At 59.2% G+C, this 20886-nt stretch carries 16 protein-coding genes; 5 read left to right on the top strand and 11 right to left on the bottom strand.

Features of this window, described 5'->3' with window-relative positions; translation table 11 throughout:
• Positions 1 to 216: 216 nt before the first annotated feature.
• Positions 217 to 2172 (top strand): acyltransferase family protein, encoded by a 1956-nt coding sequence (locus HP564_RS09260; RefSeq protein WP_371242313.1) that lies wholly within the window; start codon positions 217 to 219, stop codon positions 2170 to 2172.
• Between the two features lie 64 nt (positions 2173 to 2236).
• Here HP564_RS09260 and proY read toward each other — a convergent pair whose 3' ends face one another.
• The 6 genes from proY to phoB form a co-directional block, all read right to left on the bottom strand.
• Positions 2237 to 3586 (bottom strand): proline-specific permease ProY, encoded by a 1350-nt coding sequence (gene proY, locus HP564_RS09255; RefSeq protein ID WP_371242311.1) that lies wholly within the window; start codon positions 3584 to 3586, stop codon positions 2237 to 2239.
• A 68-nt stretch (positions 3587 to 3654) separates the two neighbouring features.
• Positions 3655 to 4974 (bottom strand): branched-chain amino acid transporter carrier protein BrnQ, encoded by a 1320-nt coding sequence (brnQ, locus tag HP564_RS09250; protein ID WP_371242309.1) that lies wholly within the window; start codon positions 4972 to 4974, stop codon positions 3655 to 3657.
• A gap of 401 nt (positions 4975 to 5375) precedes the next feature.
• The gene (locus HP564_RS09245) at positions 5376 to 6479 is read right to left on the bottom strand and encodes a cobalamin-independent methionine synthase II family protein (RefSeq protein ID WP_371242307.1); all 1104 of its coding nucleotides are present in this window, start codon (positions 6477 to 6479) and stop codon (positions 5376 to 5378) included.
• A gap of 163 nt (positions 6480 to 6642) precedes the next feature.
• Positions 6643 to 7578: a PstS family phosphate ABC transporter substrate-binding protein gene (locus HP564_RS09240; RefSeq protein WP_371242305.1), complete on the bottom strand. Its 936-nt coding sequence runs from the start codon at positions 7576 to 7578 to the stop codon at positions 6643 to 6645.
• Positions 7579 to 7596: 18 nt separating this feature from the next.
• Positions 7597 to 8910, bottom strand: coding sequence for a phosphate regulon sensor histidine kinase PhoR (gene phoR, locus HP564_RS09235; RefSeq protein ID WP_371242303.1), 1314 nt, complete (start codon positions 8908 to 8910; stop codon positions 7597 to 7599).
• 14 nt (positions 8911 to 8924) lie between these two features.
• Entirely contained in the window at positions 8925 to 9614 is a 690-nt protein-coding gene (phoB, locus tag HP564_RS09230) for a phosphate response regulator transcription factor PhoB (RefSeq protein WP_371242301.1), read from the bottom strand.
• Between the two features lie 195 nt (positions 9615 to 9809).
• On the opposite strand from phoB, the gene sbcD reads away from it, so the two are divergent.
• Genes sbcD through HP564_RS09215 form a run of 3 tightly spaced genes read left to right on the top strand, consistent with a single transcriptional unit; the run spans position 9810 to position 15048 of the window.
• On the top strand, positions 9810 to 11009 hold the full coding sequence (sbcD, locus tag HP564_RS09225; protein ID WP_371242299.1) for an exonuclease subunit SbcD: 1200 nt from the start codon (positions 9810 to 9812) through the stop codon (positions 11007 to 11009).
• Positions 11006 to 14689, top strand: coding sequence for an SbcC/MukB-like Walker B domain-containing protein (locus HP564_RS09220; RefSeq protein WP_371242298.1), 3684 nt, complete (start codon positions 11006 to 11008; stop codon positions 14687 to 14689). The genes sbcD and HP564_RS09220 overlap by 4 nt, the downstream gene beginning before the upstream one ends.
• Positions 14689 to 15048: a cell envelope integrity protein TolA gene (locus tag HP564_RS09215; RefSeq protein ID WP_371242296.1), complete on the top strand. Its 360-nt coding sequence runs from the start codon at positions 14689 to 14691 to the stop codon at positions 15046 to 15048. Before HP564_RS09220 ends, HP564_RS09215 begins: the two co-directional genes overlap by 1 nt.
• 1 nt (position 15049) lies before the next feature.
• Here the strand turns inward: HP564_RS09215 and mak are convergent, their stop codons facing one another.
• Positions 15050 to 15961, bottom strand: coding sequence for a fructokinase (mak, locus tag HP564_RS09210; RefSeq protein ID WP_371242294.1), 912 nt, complete (start codon positions 15959 to 15961; stop codon positions 15050 to 15052).
• A 146-nt stretch (positions 15962 to 16107) separates the two neighbouring features.
• On the opposite strand from mak, the gene rdgC reads away from it, so the two are divergent.
• Entirely contained in the window at positions 16108 to 17019 is a 912-nt protein-coding gene (gene rdgC / locus HP564_RS09205; RefSeq protein WP_371242292.1) for a recombination-associated protein RdgC, read from the top strand.
• Positions 17020 to 17204: 185 nt separating this feature from the next.
• Here the strand turns inward: rdgC and ppnP are convergent, their stop codons facing one another.
• The 4 genes from ppnP to HP564_RS09185 all read right to left on the bottom strand — a co-directional run bounded on the left by ppnP (position 17205) and on the right by HP564_RS09185 (position 20780).
• Positions 17205 to 17495, bottom strand: coding sequence for a pyrimidine/purine nucleoside phosphorylase (gene ppnP, locus HP564_RS09200; protein WP_371242290.1), 291 nt, complete (start codon positions 17493 to 17495; stop codon positions 17205 to 17207).
• A 106-nt stretch (positions 17496 to 17601) separates the two neighbouring features.
• Complete coding sequence (locus HP564_RS09195) at positions 17602 to 18279, bottom strand: AroM family protein (protein ID WP_371242288.1); 678 nt, start codon at positions 18277 to 18279, stop codon at positions 17602 to 17604.
• Positions 18279 to 19211 carry a DUF1177 domain-containing protein gene (locus HP564_RS09190; protein ID WP_371242286.1) on the bottom strand — a complete coding sequence of 311 codons (933 nt, stop codon included), beginning with the start codon at positions 19209 to 19211 and terminating at the stop codon, positions 18279 to 18281. The genes HP564_RS09195 and HP564_RS09190 overlap by 1 nt, the downstream gene beginning before the upstream one ends.
• Before the next feature lie 12 nt (positions 19212 to 19223).
• Positions 19224 to 20780: an OPT/YSL family transporter gene (locus tag HP564_RS09185; protein WP_371242284.1), complete on the bottom strand. Its 1557-nt coding sequence runs from the start codon at positions 20778 to 20780 to the stop codon at positions 19224 to 19226.
• Positions 20781 to 20886: the final 106 nt, after the last annotated feature.

The following is a 20886-nucleotide window of genomic DNA, read 5'->3' as shown; positions in this document are numbered from 1 at the left end:
TGCTTCACCATTTCCGTCACACCAGTGCGAACTTTTCTATATTCACCCCCCGCATGATTTCACCGCGCCTTTTTGTTTTAAGATAGCCACGTCAATCATCCCTTTATCATTATTGTTTTCTGTTTTTTTTTCTATTCGGCGACTGGATTCGCCGATTTCTTTATTGGCGGCGCATTGACGATATAAGCAGCAGTAAATACGTCGGGGAAACAGCAAATGAAAACGCACTTATCACTCGGTTATCGTGCAGATATTGATGGCCTGCGTGCCATTGCTATTCTGCTGGTGGTCCTCTTTCACGCGGGCGTCAGCGCCCTGCCCGGCGGCTACGCGGGCGTCGATATCTTCTTTGTTATTTCAGGTTTCCTTATCGGCGGCATACTGAGCCGCGATATTGCTTCGGGTCAGTTCTCATTTTATCAATTTTACCTGCGCCGAATCCGCCGCATAGCGCCTGCGTTAATGGTGATGCTGTTCAGCCTGTTATTCATTGGCTATTTTTTGCTGTCCCCGCTGGAGTATGGACAGCTGGCAAAATACAGCTTCGGCGTATTTCTTTCCGTGCCCAATATTATTCTGCTTAAGGGAACCGACTATTTCAGCGCCTCGTCGGATTTAAATCCGCTGCTGATGACCTGGTCGCTGGGCATTGAAGAACAATTTTATGTCGTGCTGCCGTTTATTCTACTGATGGCGGCCAGACTGCGCGCGTCAATGGCATGGCTGGTGGCGCTGCTGAGCCTGCTGTCGCTGGCGGGCTGCATCTGGCTGACACCGCAAAACAGCTCGCAGGCGTTCTATCTGCTGCCGACGCGCGCCTGGGAGCTTGGTGCGGGGGTTCTGCTGGCGCTGTGGAAACCGCAACCGGCCAGCGGTCGCTGGGCTAATCTCTTTACCCTTGCTGGCCTGGTGCTGACGGCATATTGCGCCCTGACGCTCAACAAAAGCGACGCTTTTCCCGGCTATCTGGCGCTTCTGCCGGTGCTTGCGGCCTGCCTGCTGATCGCAGCGCGCGGCTCCCTTAGCCGGCTGGTGCTGGAAAACGCGCCGATGCGTTTTATTGGCAAAATCTCCTACTCCTGGTATCTGTGGCACTGGCCGCTGCTGGCGCTGGCGCGCATCTGCAGCGACGGCCCGATTAGTGTCTCACAGGGGCTGGGCGTCAGCACCTTTGCGCTGGGCATCGCCTGGCTCTCCTGGCGCTACGTTGAGCAGCCGTTCCGCCGCCCCGTCAGACAGCCACGCAGGGTGATTCCGACCTACTGTCTGATGTCGGTAGCGGCCGCGGCGGCGATGACAGGCGTATGGGCCAGCGGCGGCCTGACCTGGCGCGTTAACGAAAAGGTGATCAGCAGCGAAGCCTATAAAATTGCGGCGCAGACCAATCCCTGCCTGCTCGATTCTGGCCCTAACCTGCCGTCAATGGATAAACGCTGTCAGCCGGATGCGTCGCGTCCTGGCATCGCGCTGGTTGGAGACAGTCATGCGGCGGCGATGCGTGTGGCCGTTGCACACTACGCCGAGGCGCAGCAGAAGCCGCTCTACCAGCTCACTAAGGCGACCTGCCCGCTGCTGACGGCGGGGATCACCCGTGCGGTCTATCAGCACCCCGCCCATGCAAAACAGTGTGCGACATTTAACGACGCGGTCATGCAAGAAATACTGAGCGATCGCATTGATGAAGTGATCATCACCGCATTCTGGGCTTCAGGTATGGAAACGCTGCCCGGCGCAGGCTATCGCGATATGAACCATCCCGATAAAGACAATTTCAGCGCGCTAAAACAGGGTATGGATGCCGTAATTGCCCGGCTGCGCCAGGCGGGTAAAAAGGTGGTGCTCATCGAAGACGCACCGGCGCTGTCGCTCGATGCGCTGCGCTACAGCAACAACCGTAATATGCCGTTGCGCCGCGAGCTGAGCCAGTGGCTGAGCAGCTGGAAAACCCTGCCGACTCAGAATGAACGCACCACCCTCTACTCGCTGCCGCAAGATAACCTGACGCAGCTGCTGCGCAGCTATGAGCAGCGGGATGTGCGCGTGGTGTCGTTACGGGAGAATTTATGTAACCGCAGCGGCTGCCTGGTCACCTGGCAGGGTCTGCCGCTCTATTACGATAACAACCATCTCAGCCCACATGGCGTGGACATTGCGCTGGGTAGCCGCTGGTAACCGGCGCGATAACGCAAAAAGGCCCGCGCAATCTCTTGCGCGGGCCTTTTTTGTCTCAGCGCCGTTAAGACTTACGTACCAGTCTGTAGCCCGCCAGCAGCACGACAATCCACACCACTCCTACATAGAGCGAAATACGCGTATCCGGGAAGTAGCCAATCAGCGCGATAATGAAGCCAAGGAACAGCACGCCGAACAGTGAGGTCCAGATACCGCCCGGCACGGCAAACTGCAGCTTGCTGGCCGCCTCTTTGCCAATTTTACGGCGGAAAGCTATCTGTGACAGCAGGATCATAATCCAGACCCAGACCGTGGCGAAGGTCGCCAGCGACGCAATCACCAGGAAGACTTTCTCCGGCATCAGGTAGTTAAGGTAGACTGCGATCAGCATCGCCGTCATCATGACTACGACCGTCACCCACGGAATGCCGCGCTCTGACACCTTCATAAACACTTTAGGTGCATGGCCCTGCTGCGCCATACCGTGCAGCATACGTCCCACACCAAACACGTCGCTGTTGATTGCTGACAGCGACGCGGTCAGCACGACAAAGTTCAGGATCGAGGCCGCAGCAGCAATGCCAAGATGCTGGAACGTCAGGACAAAAGGCGAGCCGTTGGTGCCGACCTGATTCCACGGATAGATCGACATAATCACAAACAGCGTGCCGACGTAGAACACCAGAATACGCATCGGCACCGAGTTAATGGCCCGCGGAATCGACTGCGCCGGATCCTTGGCTTCGCCCGCGGTAATTCCGATAATCTCAATGCCGCCATAGGCGAACATCACCATTTGCAGCGACAGCAGCATGCCGACGACGCCATGTGCAAAGAACCCGCCGTTGCTCCACAGGTTATGGATGCCGGTTGGCTGACCACCATTGCCGATGCCCCAGAAGATCATGGCGAAACCGGCAATAATCATCACGATAATGGTGGCGACTTTGAAGAAGGAGAACCAGAACTCGACTTCGCCAAACACCTTCACGCTCATCAGGTTGACCGCGCCAATAATCAGCACCACGCTCAGCACCCAAATCCAGTGCGGCACGTCCGGAAACCAGACGCCCATATAGATGCCGAAGGCGGTAACGTCCGCAATGGCAACAATCAGGATCTCAAAACAGTAGGTCCAGCCGGTGATGTATCCTGCCAGCGGCCCGAGATAATCCTGCGCGTAGCGTGAGAAAGAGCTGGCCTGCGGATTGTTAACCGACATTTCACCCAGCGCGCGCATGATAATGTAGGCCACTGCGCCGCCGATGATATAGGCGAGCAGCACGCTTGGTCCCGCCATCCTGATGGCATCCGCTGACCCGTAAAACAGCCCGGTGCCAATCGCCGATCCCAGCGCCATAAAACGGATGTGGCGCGTGCTCAGTCCGCGTTTGAGCTTATTGGTTTCTTGCATAACAACCTGTACCTGTGAAAAGAAAAACCACGGGCAAGCCCGTGGTCAGAGAAAAACAGCCGTGGTGATCAGGAGTGAACCGTAACCTGCTCGCGTCCTTTAACGCGATCCACAATCGCCGCGACCAGCAGCATCACCAGCGCAGGCGGTAGCCAGGCAAGCCCCTGATCCGCCAGCGGCAGATGCTGGCTGAACGCCGGCAGCATATCTTTAAAACCTGTGGTTTTCACACCGTCAATGATGCCAAAAATCAGGCTGACCAGCATCGCAGGCGCAATAATGCGGCTGCTCTTATTCCACCAGTTCAGGGTAAAGCTCAGCACGACCAGCACAATGCACGGTGGATAGATTGCCGTCAGCACCGGAATTGAAATCTGGATCAGATGGCTCAGGCCGAGATTCGACACCACCATGGAGAACAGCCCCAGGATAAAGACCAGTGCTTTATACGACAACGGCAGGTATTGCGCAAAAAATTCCGCACAGGCGCAGGTCAGGCCCACCGCCGTCACCATACAGGCGACAAAAATCAGCGCGGCCAGGAAGAAGCTGCCCGTTGCGCCAAAGGTCTGCTGAACATAGGCGTGCAGGATCGCCGCGCCGTTTGCACCTTGCTCAACCAGCGCGCCACTGCCGTTACCCAGCTTAAACAGGCTCAGATAGACCAGCGTCAGGCCAATACCGGCAATCAGACCGGCCAGTACCGTATAGCGCGTCAGCAGGCTGGCGCTCTCAACGCCGCGCGAACGCGCCGCATTGACGATAACGATGCCGAACACCAGCGCGCCAAGGGTATCCATGGTGAGATAGCCGTTGATGAAACCGCTGGAGAACGCCGCGCGCTGATAATCTGCGGTCGCAGGCGCGACCGTGCCCGCTGGCCAGAGCAGCGCGGCCACGCCCAGCACCGTCAGCGCAATGATTTTCAGCGGAGCCAGAAAATGGCCCACGGTATCCAGCAACTTGCCTGGATAGAGGGAAATGCCGATCACCAGCGCAAAGTAGATCACGCTGTAGACCAGCAGCGGCAGCGCGCCGTCACCCGTCAGCGGTGCAATGCCGACTTCAAAGGATACGGTCGCGGTACGCGGGGTAGCAAACAGCGGTCCCACGGCCAGATAGCAGACGGTCGCCAGTACCAGCCCCGCCGCTTTGCCGATTGGCGAGCTGAGCGCGTCAATACCGCCGCCTACGCGCGCCAGCGCAACAACGGTGATAACCGGCAGACCCACAGCGGTAATCAGGAAGCCCATAGCGGCAGTCCAGACGTGCTCGCCTGACTGAATACCGACCATCGGCGGGAAAATAATGTTACCCGCGCCAACAAACAGGGCAAACGTCATGAAGCCCAGCGCGAGAATGTCCTTCGAGGTTAAACGGTGTGTCATACAACTGTATAGCCTGTAACGAATGTTGCGGTGGAAGTTGGGTTTACGTTGTCCCCAAACCGCGCGTTGACAACGACTTAGCCTGCAATGCCAGAGCATTATGCTTGCTGTAATCGTGTCGCGCAGGTGATTTGAGCTGATTTTGTTCTGTTCACAAGTGGGATGATGCGACAACGGCCGTAAGTAGAACGTTTATAGCGAAGAAAGGCAATACGGGATCGGAAAACCGGAAGGATATGACGCAAAACCGGGCAAAAGCAGTGAAAACCACGGTTATATCAACGCAGGACATCAGATGATGTGCTTATTTTTCATCCATAGCATAAGAAATTTCAGCATTGAAACCCTTTTTCATGCACAAAAGGCGCGTTTTACGCGCCTGTTTGCATAAGTTTACAGCTTTACCACACCTGGCCAGCGATATCGACCACCAGACGGATCTTCGCCCACTGCTGCTCTTCGGTCAGGCTGTTGCCCTCTTCGGTAGAGGCAAAACCACACTGCGGGCTGAGGCAGATCTGATCCAGGCTGACAAACTTCGCCGCTTCCTGCAGACGGGCTTTCACCTGCGCCGGATCTTCCAGCTCGCCGTTCTTGGTGGTGACCAGGCCGAGCACCACTTTTTGATGGCCAGGCTTGATAAAGCGCAGAGGTTCAAAACCGCCGGAGCGCTCGTTGTCATACTCCAGGAAGAAAGCATCGATATTCACTCCGCCAAACAGGATTTCTGCCACCGGCTCATAGCCGCCTTCAGAGATCCAGGTAGAGCGGAAATTGCCGCGACAAACGTGCAGGCCCACGGTGAGATCGGCCGGTTTGCCTTCCAGCGCTTTATTCAGCACGCGGGCATAGGTTTGCGCCAGCTGCTGAGGATCGTCGCCGCGCTCGCGGATCTGACGCTTTTGATCTTCTGAGCAGAGGTAGGCCCAGACGGTATCATCCAGCTGCAGATAGCGGCAGCCCGCCTCATAAAAGGCGTTAATTGCCGTTTTATAGGTTTCAGCCAGATCGTCAAAATAGTCGGCCAGATCGGGATAGACCGTCTCATCAATTACCTTACGGCCACCGCGAAAATGCAGCACGCTCGGGCTGGGAATGGTCATTTTTGGCACCGCGTCGCCCGCAATACTTTTCAGAAAGCGGAAGTGTTCCAGCATCGGATGGTCGCTGAATCCCAGCTTGCCCACCACGCGCACGCCGTGTGCTTTGGTCTGCACGCCGTTAAACTGGATGCCCTGCTCCGCTTCAAACAGCTCAACGCCGTCCAGCCCGCCAAAGAAGTCAAAGTGCCACCATGCGCGACGAAACTCCCCGTCAGTAACAACCTGAAGGCCACTGGCGATCTGTTTGCTCACCACATCGCGAATCGCTTCATCTTCGATGCGGGTCAGCTGAGTCTTATCGATCGCGCCGGCAGCGTACTGCTCGCGTGCGCTTTTAATGGCGGTGGGACGGAGAAAACTGCCGACGGTATCGGCGCGGAACGGGGCAATTTGTGTGGTCATCTCTACTCCTGGCACCCTGGAGACTAATCACCTCAGGGAATAATTTCGCAAAGTTATGTACAGCCATCTGGATGGCTAAACGTCTGAATGCAGAGTGACATGAGTCGGCCCGATGTGCAACAGAAGAAATTTCAGCGATGATGAAAAAAATTCATGATGCCTCCTAGCGAGCGTCAATGGCGGCCAGCGCCTGCTCGCGCTGCGCTGCGGAGAGCGGCAGATAACCCGCCTCGCTTACACGCTGCTGTCCCTGAGGTGAGAGCACCTGATGTAAAAATGCATTTACCAGCGGGGGCAAGGGTTTGCCGGGCGGCTTGTTCACGTAGATAAAGAGCGGGCGCGCCCAGGGATAGCGGCCGCTGCGGATAGAGTCAGCATCGGGCGCAACGGCTCTGCCCTGCCCCTCCGCCACCGACAGCATCTTCACGCCGCTAAGGTGAAAGCCAAAGCTGGCGTAGCCGATGCTGCGCGGGTTGGCGGCAACGGCCTGCACCACCGCGGCTGAGCCGGGAAACTCAGCCACGTCAGCGCGAAAGTCGCCGTTGCACAACGCCTGCTGCTTAAAGAAGCCCCAGGTGCCCGACGCCGAGTTGCGCCCGTAGCGCTGAATCGGTCGCAACGCCCAGTCAGTCTGCTTCCCTCCTACATCGCCCCAGCGCGCGGGCACCTGCGTCGCGCCACACAGGCGCGTCACTGAGAAAATACTATCCAGCTGGCGCGCGTCGATCTGCGTCAGCGGGTTGCGCTGATTTACCACCACCACCAGCGCATCGAGCGCAACCGGCACGGCAAGCGGCGCATAGCCGTAGCGTGCCTGAAAGGTTTGCCGCTCTTCTGCCTGCATCGGGCGGCTCATCGGGCCGAGCTGGGCGGCACCGGCGGCCAGCGCTGTCGGTGCCGTCGAAGAGCCTGACGCCTGCACCTGAAGGTTAACGCCCGGTGCCAGCGTGCTGAAATCCTCGCTCCACAGCATCATTAGCGTGCCCAGCGTGTCAGAACCCACGCTGCTGAGGTTACCGGTGAGCATTTCAGGCGAAGGCGCAGTCGCCAGCACCACGGCGGGCATAAACAGGGAGAGCAACAGCAGCCTGGGGTGCATAAAAAATTCCATTAACGGTTAATGGAGAGCATTCTCCTGCAACCCCGCGCTGGCGATCAACCTTGACGGCAGCGTGAAGCTAAAACAGGTCTCTTTGTCAGGAAGACTGGTGATCTCCAGCCGCGCGTTATGGTGGCTGAGCGCATGCTTGACGATGGCCAGTCCCAGCCCGCTGCCGCCGGTCGCGCGCGAGCGCGCCTTATCGACGCGATAGAAGCGTTCCGTCAGGCGCGGCAGATGCTCAGCAGCGATCCCCGGTCCGTTATCGCAGACGCTAAACTGTGCGCCCTGACGGTTACGAAGCCAGCTGATGTCGATGCGCGTCCCCTCTGGCGTGTGGTTAACGGCGTTATACACCAGGTTGGAGATAGCACTGCGCAGCTGATCATCGTCACCGCGAACTTTAAGGTGGGGATCGGTGTGGAAATGGATCTCGTGTCGCCCGCCGCTCAGCGTCTCCGCTTCGCGCTGAAGCAGGTGCAGCATCATCGGCACATCGACCGTCTCTTTCATATCGATGGCGGGTGCCGCCTCAATGCGTGACAGCGTCAGCAGCTGGCGCACCAGACTGTCCATGCGCCGCGTCTGCTCCTGCATGGTCTGCAACGCCTTACCGCGTGAACGCTCATTCATCACCGAATCGTTCATCATCTCCAGATACCCCTGGAGCACCGTCAGGGGCGTACGCAGCTCATGGCTGACGTTGGCAAAGAAATTACGGCGTGCCCCCTCCAGCTGATGCATCTGCGTGACGTCGCGCGCCACCATCAGCCACTGCCCTTCGCTGTAGGGCATGACGCGGAACTCCATATGGTGCTGGTTATTGAGGATCAGCGTAAGCGGCTTATTGAAATCGCGCTGGCGGATATAGCGGGAAAACTCGGGATAGCGCAGCAGGTTAAGGATGTTCTGCCCGTTATCTTCTGGCCAGCGCAGGCCAAGGTGCTGCTGCGCCAGCCCGTTGCACCAGAAAATGGTGCCTTCTTCGGTGGTCAGCACCACCGCATCGGGCAGGGTTTCGGCACCGCTGCGAAAGCGCTTAATCAGGTTGCCCAGTTCGCGCCGCCGCCGCCGGTTGCGCATCTGCATCTGGTAGAGACCATAAAACAGCGGTTCCCAGCTCGCCCGTCCGGCAGGCGGGGTCATGGTGCGATCCAGCCATAGCCAGTGCGACAGCCGCATTAAATTATGGAAATGCCAGAACATAATGCCGAGCACGCTGGCCAGCAGCAGCCAGGGCAGATAGCCAATAATCAGGCCGATAATCAGCGCGGGCAGGCAGGCCAGCGCCAGCTCAGAGAGTAGCCTCTTCCAGGAGAGTCGTTCCAGCACGGTAAAGACTCCGTTTAATAGCGGGCGGAGAAACGATACCCCGTTCCGCGCACGGTTTGAACCATGCGATCGTGGCCGGAAACTTCCAGCGCCTTGCGCAGGCGACGGATATGAACGTCAACGGTGCGATCCTCAACATAAACATTGGTGCCCCAGACGTGGTTCAGCAGTTGCTCGCGGCTGTAAACGCGCTCCGGGTGGGTCATAAAAAAGTGCAGCAGTTTGTATTCCGTTGGCCCCATCTCCAGCGGCGTTGAATCTGACATCACGCGGTGTGACGACGGATCCAGGCTCAGTCCCTGCATCTCGATCACCTCTTCCACCGCCATCGGCGAAATGCGGCGCATGACCGCCTTGATGCGCGCCATCAGCTCTTTAGGTGAGAACGGCTTGGTAATGTAATCATCCGCGCCCACTTCCAGACCGCGCACGCGATCTTCCTCTTCACCGCGAGCTGTCAGCATCATAACCGGAATATCGCGGGTCAGCGCTTCCCGCTTGAGATGTTTGATAAACTGAATGCCGCTACCGCCCGGCAGCATCCAGTCCAGCAGAATCAGATCTGGCCAGGGTTCGATCAGTTTCCCTATCGCGCTGTCATAATCTTCGGCCTCAATGGGCTGGTAGTCATTCTGCTCCAGAACGAAACACAGCATTTCTCGGATAGGGGCTTCATCTTCCACAACCAAAATGCGCTTAGCCATTGTAACTCCTGCTGATGTAACCACTGTCACCGTTATATGCGGCGTCATTATGCGTCAGATTTATGACACTTTTATGAAAAACATAGCGGCTTAATCAGCGCTTTAATATCGCGGTATGCGCGCAACAGCGGCTTTTTTTGCTTTTGTGGCATAGCCGTTATAATCGTCCGGCAAACCGTTACGGCAGGGAGTTTTATGCGCATCATTCACACCGCGGACTGGCATCTCGGTCAGTTTTTCTATAACAAAAGCCGGGCGGCCGAGCATCAGGCCTTTCTTGACTGGCTGCTGGCGCGCATTGAAGAGCATCAGGTTGATGCCCTGATCGTGGCGGGCGATCTTTTTGATAGCGGCACGCCGCCAAGCTATGCCCGCGAGCTGTTTAACCGGTTCGTCGTGGCGCTACAGCCCACCGGCTGCCAGCTGGTGGTGCTGGCGGGCAACCACGATTCGGTGGCAACGCTTAACGAGTCGCGGGCGCTGCTCGCCTGTCTTAACACGCAGGTTATCACCACGCCGCAGGCGGACCATAACCTGCTGCTGCTCAACACGCGTCAGGGCGAGCCCGGCGCGCTGCTGTGCGCCATCCCCTATCTGCGGCCGCGCGATATTCTGCGTAGCCGCGCGGGCCAGTCAGGACGCGAAAAACAGCTCAGCCTGATGGAGGCGATAGCCGCGCACTACCAGCACAGCGTCGAAGCGGCACGCGCGCATCCGCTGGCGCTACCGGTGATCGCCACCGGCCACCTCACGACCGTCGGCGTCAGCAAAAGCGACTCGGTGCGCGATATTTATATCGGCACGCTGGACGCCTTTCCCGCGTCAGCGTTTCCCGACGTTGACTATGTGGCGCTCGGCCATATCCACCGTGCGCAGCGCGTCGCCAACAGCGATCATATTCGCTACAGCGGCTCGCCCATTCCACTCAGTTTTGATGAGCTGGGCAGTGAAAAAAGCGTATTTCTGCTGGAGCTGGACCGGTCTGGCCTGCGGGCCGTCACGCCGCTACCCGTTCCGCTGTTCCAGCCGATGAAAATGCTAAAAGGCTCGCTGGCGCAGATTGAAGATCAGCTTGCGCCCTTTGCCGCGCACCAGGGTGAAAAAGCAGTCTGGCTCGATATTGAAGTCACCACCCAGGAGTTCCTCAGTGATTTGCAGCGCCGCGTCGAGGCGCTGACCGCCGATCTGCCGGTCGAGGTGCTGCTGCTGCGTCGCAGTCGAGAGCAGCGACAGCACAGCCTGGCGCAGCTAAAAAATGAAACCCTGAGCGAGCTGAAGGTGGAAGAGGTTTTCGCCCGCCGCGTCGCGCTGGCAGAGGATATGGATGAATCGCAGCAGGCACGGCTCAGCGCGCTGTTTCGCGCGACGCTGGCATCCCTCGAGGAGAGCGAATGAAAATCCTGACGCTACGTTTTAAGAACCTCAATGCGCTGAAGGGCGAATGGTTTATCGACTTTCGCACCGAACCCTTTGCCAGCAATGGTCTGTTCGCGATTACCGGCGCGACCGGCGCGGGCAAAACGACCCTGCTCGATGCCATCTGCCTGGCACTCTACCACCAGACGCCGCGTCTCGGCGTTCTGTCGCAGACGCAAAACGGGCTGATGACGCGCGACACTGCGGAATGCCTTGCTGAAGTGGAGTTTGAGATCAAGGGCGAGGCCTGGCGCGCCTTCTGGAGCCAGAACCGCGCACGTGGTGCGGCCGATGGCAAACTCCAGGCACCGCGCGTTGAGCTGGCGCGCTGCGCGGACGACAAGATTTTTGCCGACAAGGTCAACGACAAGCTCAGGCTGATTGAGTCGCTGTCGGGACTCGACTTCGAGCGCTTTACCCGCTCCATGATGCTGTCGCAGGGGCAGTTTGCCGCCTTTCTCAACGCGAAGCCCGGCGAACGTGCCGAGCTGCTGGAAGAGCTGACCGGCACTGAAATTTACGGTCAAATTTCGGTGGCGATTTATGAGCAGCACAAGACGGCACGGCAGGCGCTGGAAAATCTGCGCAGCCGTGCCGGGACAATGGCGCTTCTCGATTCCGAGGCGCGTGCCGCGCTGCAACAGCAGCTGACCGCGCTAACCGAAGCGGAGCAGGTACTTACTCAGCAGAGTGAACAACTGCGCCACCAGCATCAGTGGCTAAACCAGGCCGCGCAGCTGGAGAGCGATATTCAGGCCGCGCAAACAGCGCTTGAGGCGGCGGAGCAGGCGTGGACCGCCGCCGAGACAGATCGTCAGCGCCTGGCGCGCAGCGAGCCGGCAGAAAAGCTACGCGACAAGCTGCAGCAGCGTGACGGCCTGCTGCAGCAACAGCAACAGCTGCAGCAGGCGCAACAGCAGCTCAGTGCGCAGCGCCAGGTGGCTGAGCAGCAGATGCAGAGCGCCCGGCAGCATCGGGATAAGGCACAGGCCGCACGCGAGGCTGCACTGCGCCAGCAGCAACAGCAGGAAACGCTGCTGACAGAGCAGATCATCCCGCTGGATCAGCAGATTGCCGCGCTGCATGCGCAGTCGGTCCAGCAGCAGCGCGAAGCTGACCAGCAGCAGCAGAGCCTGAGGCAGAGCCAGATCGCGCAACAAAATGAGGTAGCGCAGCGCGACGAGCTATACGCCACGCTGGCAGAACAGCAGCAATGGCGCGCGGCACAGGGCACTCTGCCGCAGTGGGGAGCGTCGCTGGCGCTGTGGCAGGAGCGCTTTGCCCAGCTCGCACAGCAGGAAAGCGTGCTGGAGAGCCTCAACGCGCAGCAACGTCAGCAGCAGCAGGCGCTGATCCGGCAGCAGGCGGAGATCGCCAGGCTCACTCAGCAGGCAGAGCCGCTCAGCCAGGCGGAGCGCCGCGCGGCCAGCGCGCTTCAGGCAGCGGAGCAGGCGCTCGCCGGGCTGGAGCAGGCACATCCGGCGCAGACATTACAGGCGCATCTGGCCAGATTTGAGGCGAGCCGTCCACTGCGCCAGCAGCTGGCGGTCCTCGCTTCGCAGTGGGCACCGCTGCAACAACAGCTTACCGCAAAGCAGCAGCGCCTCGCCGCGCTGGAAACATCGCGTCAGCAGGATGAAGAAGCGCTCAATACGCTGCGTACCACCTTTGCGCGGGAAAAGAGCGCGCTGGCGGACATCAGCAAGATCTGCGAACTGGAGCAGCATATCGCTGATCTTTCAGCCTATCGCGCCCGTCTTGAGCCAGAGCAGCCCTGCCCGCTCTGCGGCTCCTGCCAGCATCCGGCGGTAGAGCGCTATGCCACGCTGGAGCTAAGTGACAATCAGCGGCGGCGAGCGGAGCAGGAGCAGCGGGTGGAGGCACTGCGCGAACAGGGAATTAAGAAAGGCGAAGCCGTTAAGCTGGCGAAGGCTGAAGAGCAGCGGCTGCGCGATGAGCTGGCGGCTGAAAACCAGCAAATCGACAGAGTAAATCAGCAGTGGCAAGCGTTACAGAGTGAGTTATCACTTACATTTTCTGCTGGTGACAGCGCTGCGCTCGACGCCTGGCAACAGCAGCAGAGTCGTGAAGAGCAGTCGCTTCAGCAGCTTGCCCGCCAGCAGGAAGCTGCCGCTCGCCTGCGCCAGCAGGTAAAAGATGAATACCTGCAACATCAGCAGGCGCTCCAGCAGCATCAGCAGCAGCATCTGCTGGCCCAGCAAACACTTACTAACCTGCAAGAGAGCGCGGCTACGCTGGCGCAGCGTATTGAGCAGGAGAGGCGCGGCGGGCAGCAGCGCAGCGAGGCCCTGCATCAGGCGCTGACCGAGGCCGGTCTCGCCCTGCCCGAGGCATCAGCGCGTGACGGCTGGCTACAGCAGCAGCAGCAGCGCTGGCAGCGCTGGAATGAGAGTGAGCAGCTGCTTACCACGCTCCAGCCGCAGCTGGCGCGCGCTGACGCGCAGTGCAGCAGCCTGCAACAGCGCGTGGCAAGCGAACAGCAGCGGCTCGACGCCCTGCTCCAGCTGCATGCACAAACCGAAACCGCTCTGGCGCAGCAGCGTGCACAGCGTCAGGCGCTGTTCGGCAATCGCGAGGTCGCCGACGCGCGGCGGCAGATGCAGGCGCAGCTGCAGCAGCAGGAGAGCACGCTCGCCGCGGCACTGGAGGCGCTGCAGCAGAGCCAGAGTCAGCTCAGCCTGCTGGGTGGCCGCGCGGCGGAGCTGGAGGCGCAGCAGGATGCTCTTAGCCAGGCATTGAGCACGGCACAGCAGCGGCTGGTCACCGCACTGGCTGCGGCATCCTTTCGCGATGAGGCCAGCCTGCGCGCCGCACTGCTTGAAGAAGAAGAGGCACGAACGCTGCGCACGCGGCTACAGCAGCTTGATCAGCAGCGCCAGACGTGGCTGAGTCAGCGAGAGCAACTGACGCAGCGCCGTGCCGCGCATCAGCAGAGTCAGCCCGATAACCAGGCGCAAAGCCTCGCCACGCTGGAAGTGCAGCTGGAGCAGCTACGCCTTGCGCTGCGTGACAATGCGCGCCAGCAGGGCGAAGCGCAGCAGCAGCTTCAGAGCGATGCTCACCTGCGCGCGCAGCAGCAGAGCCTGATGACGCAGATCGAAGAGGATGAGGCGGCGCTGGTGCACTGGAGCCAGCTGAACGATCTTATTGGCTCGGCCAGCGGCGATAAGTTCCGCCGCTTCGCGCAGGGACTGACGCTGGATCACCTGGTCGCGCTGGCCAATCGACAGCTCGATCGGCTTCACGGCCGCTACCTGCTGCAACGCCGCGCCAGCGACGCGCTGGAGCTGGACGTAGTGGATACCTGGCAGGCGGACGCGGCGCGCGATACGCGCACCCTCTCCGGTGGCGAAAGTTTTCTGGTCAGTCTGGCGCTGGCGCTGGCGCTTTCAGATTTAGTCAGCGTGAAAACCCGTATAGAGTCTTTGTTTCTCGATGAGGGCTTCGGTACGCTGGACGCCGAAACGCTCGACACCGCGCTGGATGCGCTCGACGCGCTTAACGCCAGCGGCAAAACCATTGGCGTTATCAGTCACGTCGAGGCGATGAAAGAGCGCATTCCGGTGCAGATCCGGGTGCGCAAAATTAACGGGCTGGGCTACAGCAAGCTGGAACTGCCCCGCGCTCAGGAGGCGTAATGAAAACAGGCATAGTGCTGCTGCTCGCCAGCGCGCTGCTGGCAGGATGCAGCAGCAAAACCCCAGGCAATCAGACCTGCAACAGCCACTATACGGCCGCGCAGTGCCGCTATCTGCACGCTGTACAGCGGCAGCTGGTCGACAACTTTAATGCAACCGTTGCGCCACGCTATGCAGGCCAGTCCTGCCTGGTGTCGGCGCACCGCCGCGCCGACGGCGGCTACAGCGTACTGCGCACCGAAGGTGACGAGGCGCTCTGCCTGCGCGCCTGGCAGCAGGTAAGCAGCGCGCGTAATCTGCCGCTGCCCCCGGTCGGCGTGCCAGAAGACTGGCAGTTCGCCTTTGGCTCAACGCCGTAACTTACCCTTTCAGCGGCCAGAGCCAGGCCGCGCCGCGTACCCCGCTCGAATCGCCGTGTTTTGCCTTCAGCACCGGCGTTTCGCATTCGCCACCAAACACCCACTGCTTCATCAGCGTCGGCACCGTCTGGTAGAGGCGATCGTTATTGCTCATGCCGCCACCGAGCACGATCACATCGGGATCCAGCAGGTTCACCACCTGCGCCAGCGACTTCGCCAGTCGGGTTTCGTAGTGGCGCATCGCCTGCTCTGCGATCGGATCCTGCTGGGCAATCAGCTTCACGATCTCCGCGCCCTTCAGGGCCTGGCCGCTCAGCCGGCGATAGTCGATACCGAATCCGGTGCCGGAGACAAAAGTCTCAATACAGCCCTTCTGACCGCAGTAGCACGGCACCTCCTCACGATAGCGCAGCTCCTCTTCATCCATCCACGGCAGCGGGTTATGGCCCCACTCGCCTGCATTTCCGTTGCCACCGATACGCGCCTCGCCATTGATCGCTATGCCCGCGCCCGATCCGGTGCCGATGATCACCGCGAACACCAGCGGCTGGCCGGCGCCCGCGCCGTCTATGGCTTCAGAGACTGCCAGACAGTTGGCATCGTTAGCGATGCGCACCTCGCGCTGTAGCGCCTGCGCCAGATCGCGATCCAGTGGCTGGCCGTTAAGCCAGGTGGAGTTGGCGTTTTTGACCCGATGCGAATAGGGCGACAGGGTACCGGGAATGCCCACCCCTACGCTCCCCTTCTGCCCGGTCTCTGTCTCAGCAAGATGCACCAGATCGGCAATGGCCTTCACCGTGGCGGCATAATCGTCGCGCGGCGTATCTACGCGATGACGAAACAGCGCATTTCCCTCGTCAGACAGAGCGATCACTTCCACTTTGGTGCCGCCTAAATCAATACCTATACGCACGTCTTATTCCTCATTCTTCGTCGGGGTGAGAGATACAGTAGGAGCGACGTCGGGGAAAGGCAATGAAACCCTTCTGATGTTTCGCTATCATGCGCGCTGACCTCTCGACTTGTGCGCCCGATCGCGCGCCCCGGTAAGGAATTGTGATGTTGTGGTTTAAAAATATGATGGTTTATCGTCTGAATCGTGAGATCCCGCTCTCCGCAGACGAGATGGAAAAACAGTTAGCGGCTTACACCTTTTCGCCGTGCGGCAGTCAGGATATGAGCAAAACCGGCTGGGTATCGCCGATGGGCAACCGTAGCGAGGCGCTGACCCACATAAACAACGGCCAGATCGTGATTTGCGCCCGTAAAGAAGAGAAGATCCTGCCGTCACCGGTGGTTAAACAGGCGCTGGAAGCGAAGATTAGCAAGCTGGAAGCGGAACAGAGCCGCAAGCTGAAAAAGACCGAAAAAGACGCACTGAAAGATGAAGTACTGCACAGCCTGCTGCCCCGCGCCTTCAGCCGACTCAGCCAGACCTTTATCTGGGTCGACACCGTTAATCACCTGATTATGGTCGACTGTGCCAGCGCGAAGAAGGCTGAAGATACGCTGGCGCTGCTGCGTAAAAGCCTTGGCTCGCTGCCGGTGGTGCCGCTGACGCTGGAAAGTCCGATCGAACTGACGCTGACCGAATGGGTACGCTCTGGCGACCTGCCTGCCGGCTTTGCCCTGATGGATGAGGCCGAACTGAAAGCGATCCTGGAAGACGGCGGCGTCATCCGTTGTAAAAAGCAGGATCTGGTGTGCGACGAGATCGCCAACCATATTGAAGCAGGCAAGCTGGTGACAAAACTGGCGCTCGACTGGCAGGAACGCATTCAGTTCGTGCTGGCGGATGATGGCTCGGTGAAGCGTCTGAAGTTCAGCGACACGCTGCGCGAGCAGAACGACGACATCGACCGCGAGGATTTTGCTCAGCGCTTTGACGCCGACTTTATTCTGATGACCAGCGAGCTTGCTGCACTCATCAGCAGCCTGACAGACGCGCTGGGTGGCGAAGCTAAACGCTGAGACGGCCTGAAACCAGCGCGGTGCGGTGGAAGGATCCCCCTCTGCTGCGCGCGTCCACGCGTAGCCGCGCGCCACGGCCGGGCAGGCCACCGCGCATCCAGATGTTCAGGCAAAACGACGCGTGGCCGGGCGTCATCGTGACCCTCAACCATAATAAAAACGGGCCGCTAACCGGCCCGTTTTTATTACTCTTTCAGATAGCGGCAGAGATAGGCGCTCGGCTCGCCCACCTGGAGATGAAACTCGCTGTGGCCCGGCACGTTAAACACCGATCCCGCCTCAAACCATTGCCACTCGGTTTCACCCGGCAGCAGCACCTTCAGCGATCCGCTCACTACGGTCATCTCTTCGGGCTGCGCAGTGCCAAAGGTGTATTCACCTTCCGCCATTACGCCAACGCTGGCACGGCCGGTGCTCGCACTGTCGAAACCAATTGATTTCACTTTTCCGTCAAAATACTCACTGATATTGAGCATGTTACTTCCTCGCAGCACATTAAAGGTGTCTGGCAGTGTAGAGTGGAACTCGCTGATCTGTCACGTGAATTGCAGAGCCACCTCCGGGTTTGTGATCCTGCCCGTCTCAGACAATCAGTTCGGCGGCCAGTTTTGCCACCAGCACGTTAGAGAGCAACACCGGGATGCCCAGCAGCTTCTGCAAAAATTCGCGATGCGTCTGGTTGTAGCCGATACAGTCGAGAACCACGACGTCTGCTCCCTGCTCCTGTAACGAGAGCGCCGCGTCGGTAAGCGCTTCGTTATCGGCAACATAGGGGCTGGCAACAGCGAAACAGGGCCGACGCTGGAGATTACGCCACTTGTTCGCCTGCTCGCGGATCTGCTCCGCCACCGGTACCACAATGCCAACCTGATGGTCGTGCACAATCGCAGAGACCAGCGGCGGAATAATACGATTCGGCTCCAGCAATAGCGCGCTCTGGCTGGTCAGTGCGTTAAATTCGCCGGTGCACAGCAGCAGAATCGTGCTGTAACCCTCCGCTTCCAGCGCGCTGATTTTTGCCTGTAATCCCTGCTCGACCCTGGCTGTAGCCAGCCGCACCTGAGTGCCATTTTGCAAGCGCGATACCAGCACGCTGTCGCCCTCACCGGGCGCAAACTGCGCGGCAATCTCCGCCTCGCTCAGCCCGTCCAGCAGACCCACGTGATCGGTCTCATCAACCGGCAAACAGGCGAGCAGCAGCGGCATAATATCGCTACGCGGCGACTGACCTATGGTCAGGGTAACCAGGGATTTAGTCATTATTCCTCACGTTTACGCAGATGGCTCAGGCTGCCATAGAGTGCCAGCAGACGATCGTATTCATCTGCATCGTAGAAATGGCAGGTCTCACGGCCAAACTCTTTTGCTACTTCTACCGCAAACTTTGCCGCCGCCGCAATATCCACTTCGTGGCTTGCCCCCGTGCCACAGCCCGGTACCACCGATTCAGCCGTGATTGCCACGCCAACGACCGGCACATCCGTCGCCGTTGAGGGCTGCAAAATACTGTTGAGGTGGTAAATGCCGTTGCCGTAAGGGGTAATGTCCTGTGTGGTAATCGGGAAGGTCACCGCCGGGCGGCCGGTGGTCATCTCCATGATGCGCAGCAAATCCTCCGACACGCGCAGGATGTAGCCCTCTTTAACCGTGGGCGACAGCGCAAATCCCTTGTGGTTAATAATGCGGTTCCCTTTGGTGGTATCGATTGACAGGATAGCGTCCACCTCCTGCACCACCTCATTGTCGTTCATGGTGACGTCATCAATCGGCGAATCCATAAAATCGACCGGCTCATGCGGGCGCGTCGGTGCGTCAGGGCAAATGTGCGTAGTCACGATAACGTCACCCGCCAGCCTGTCGCCCTTGACCTGCATGATGGCCAGCTTCAATGCGCTGCTTACCGCCGCCACGGCACCATCAGCGTCAGAGACCATGCCGATGCGCGTCGGGCGCGCGCCGATGCCGCCGAGACGACCAATTATGCCGAGCGTCGGCGCACTGCCGCCGCTGGCTTTGCCTTGTGCGCCTGGAATATCAATACGGACAAAATCGGTACGTCCCTTCGGGCCGCTGACGCGCTTACTGCTGGCCGTGACGCCGGGAAAATCAGCAAACAGATCGACCACCTGCTGCCCGTCGATAAAGGCGCTGTCAAACAATTCAAATACCTGTAACGTCTGTTGCAGACTCATGGGAACCCTTAATTATTTTTTGCCGCTGGCAAACAGCGAATGGAAGAAACTGTAAAGCGCATCGCCCGCAATAAAGCCTGCCGCCATCACCTCCATTGGCGAACGGCCGCGCTCACCCCAGATGCGGATAATCACGATGCGTAGCGCAATACCCACCATGACCGCCCAGCCCGCCATGGCGTTATTGATCAACAGGCCGGTGGCCAGCAGCACGCCGAGCTGACGTTTAGGCCCGCCGATCAGCTGAATAATGGCACCCGGAATCGCCCATATCAGCAGGCTGCCTGCAATGCCTGGCTCGGCACCTGCCTGAATCGTTTTGGCATAGACGCGCGCTACCGGCGGCAGCAGGTTGTCAGCAAAGAAGAGATTATGGGCGTACCACACCACCGGAATCGCCACCACAAACGCAATCAGAGCGGCAATTAACTGGATGCGTCGTCCCCACAGCTCCTGCTGCAAATCTGCGCCATTGCCGCGCAGGATAAAGCCCGCTTTCAAATCGTAGCCCATGTCAGCAAAGGCCGGCCCGGTGGCGGCCGTGAAACCGCACAGCAGGCAGAGCGCCAGCGGCGGAAAGCCGAGCAGGATGCCGACAATCAGGGTAATCAGCGCAACGGCAAAGGCCGGGAACCAGCCGGAGTGCATGGCGGCGATGCCCACAATCAGCTCATGCACAAAAGCAGCAAAAGCGGCATAGAGCACAAACAGCAGCAGCATTGGCAGGCTCATCTCGCTCCACAATCCGCCCACCAGTGCCAGCAGCGCCGAGATAGCCAGGTAGCCGACACCGCCGAGGCTAAGCGCCCGCTTCACTTCGCTGCCGCCACGGGTGACCAGTTGGTCGCTGGTGCGACGGCTGCGGATCACCATGACAACCTGAATCAGCGCAACCAGTCCCGCCCCTACCATGACACCATGCGGCAGATAGAGCGCATTGATGTCGATATCTGCCACCGGCTGGGCATAGGCGCGCACCAGAAAGCCGATGCCAAGCATGGTCAGCGCCCAGATATTGCCGATAAAAGCGGTGCCAAAAGCGGACATGGGGATCGCCAGCATCGAACCGGCGATACCGCCTGCGATCCCAGCCACCAGCAGCCAGGCCTGGCGTCCCCCTTTATCGCCCGCCTTGATCGCCTCAGCCGCGGCCACGCCAGGCGGCCAGGCATTGCTGGCGGGAAATACCCGGGTGTCGAACAGGCGATAGAGCAGATACGCATCCAGCAGCATGGCAGCGCTGACGCCACAGAACATTGGCAGCACCAGCTGCGGCTCTCCCAGCGCCCAGGGCACGGCGATCGGCATCAGTAAGCTGTTTGCTGCTCCAAAGGTCGCAGAAGAGATCGCGGTCTGAGCAAGGTTCTGAATTTCAACAGATCGATAGCGGCGAAAGGCCTGGAGCGGAATACGTGCCAGTAGCATGGCAAACAGTGCGCCGATAATAGAGGTGTTCGGCGTAACGCCGATAGTGGTAATAAGCTGCACGCCAATAATTGCGCCTGCAATCGACAAGGCAATTAATACAATCGCCACGCCAGCCTGCTTCAGTGGATTAACCTTCTCCATACTGTCCCCGTCAGGAATACCGGTAGAAATGAAATGACGCTTCACGAGCCTGAATAAGGCTCGCTTACGTCGTTTTTTTATTTCGTCCGTGAGTGTGAATAAACAG

Source organism: Pantoea sp. KPR_PJ (genome assembly GCF_041386365.1).
Classification (GTDB): domain Bacteria; phylum Pseudomonadota; class Gammaproteobacteria; order Enterobacterales; family Enterobacteriaceae; genus Pantoea.
This window is presented reverse-complemented; position numbering and strand designations above follow the sequence as displayed.

Excerpts from the sequence above, each read along its gene's own strand:
- HP564_RS09260 (WP_371242313.1), top strand. The coding sequence starts at position 217 with ATGAAAACGCACTTATCACTCGGTTATCGTGCAGATATTGATGGCCTG.
- proY (WP_371242311.1), bottom strand. The coding sequence starts at position 3,586 with ATGCAAGAAACCAATAAGCTCAAACGCGGACTGAGCACGCGCCACATC.
- brnQ (WP_371242309.1), bottom strand. The coding sequence starts at position 4,974 with ATGACACACCGTTTAACCTCGAAGGACATTCTCGCGCTGGGCTTCATG.
- HP564_RS09245 (WP_371242307.1), bottom strand. The coding sequence starts at position 6,479 with ATGACCACACAAATTGCCCCGTTCCGCGCCGATACCGTCGGCAGTTTT.
- HP564_RS09240 (WP_371242305.1), bottom strand. The coding sequence starts at position 7,578 with ATGCACCCCAGGCTGCTGTTGCTCTCCCTGTTTATGCCCGCCGTGGTG.
- phoB (WP_371242301.1), bottom strand. The coding sequence starts at position 9,614 with ATGGCTAAGCGCATTTTGGTTGTGGAAGATGAAGCCCCTATCCGAGAA.
- sbcD (WP_371242299.1), top strand. The coding sequence starts at position 9,810 with ATGCGCATCATTCACACCGCGGACTGGCATCTCGGTCAGTTTTTCTAT.
- HP564_RS09220 (WP_371242298.1), top strand. The coding sequence starts at position 11,006 with ATGAAAATCCTGACGCTACGTTTTAAGAACCTCAATGCGCTGAAGGGC.
- HP564_RS09215 (WP_371242296.1), top strand. The coding sequence starts at position 14,689 with ATGAAAACAGGCATAGTGCTGCTGCTCGCCAGCGCGCTGCTGGCAGGA.
- rdgC (WP_371242292.1), top strand. The coding sequence starts at position 16,108 with ATGTTGTGGTTTAAAAATATGATGGTTTATCGTCTGAATCGTGAGATC.
- ppnP (WP_371242290.1), bottom strand. The coding sequence starts at position 17,495 with ATGCTCAATATCAGTGAGTATTTTGACGGAAAAGTGAAATCAATTGGT.
- HP564_RS09195 (WP_371242288.1), bottom strand. The coding sequence starts at position 18,279 with ATGACTAAATCCCTGGTTACCCTGACCATAGGTCAGTCGCCGCGTAGC.
- HP564_RS09190 (WP_371242286.1), bottom strand. The coding sequence starts at position 19,211 with ATGAGTCTGCAACAGACGTTACAGGTATTTGAATTGTTTGACAGCGCC.
- HP564_RS09185 (WP_371242284.1), bottom strand. The coding sequence starts at position 20,780 with ATGGAGAAGGTTAATCCACTGAAGCAGGCTGGCGTGGCGATTGTATTA.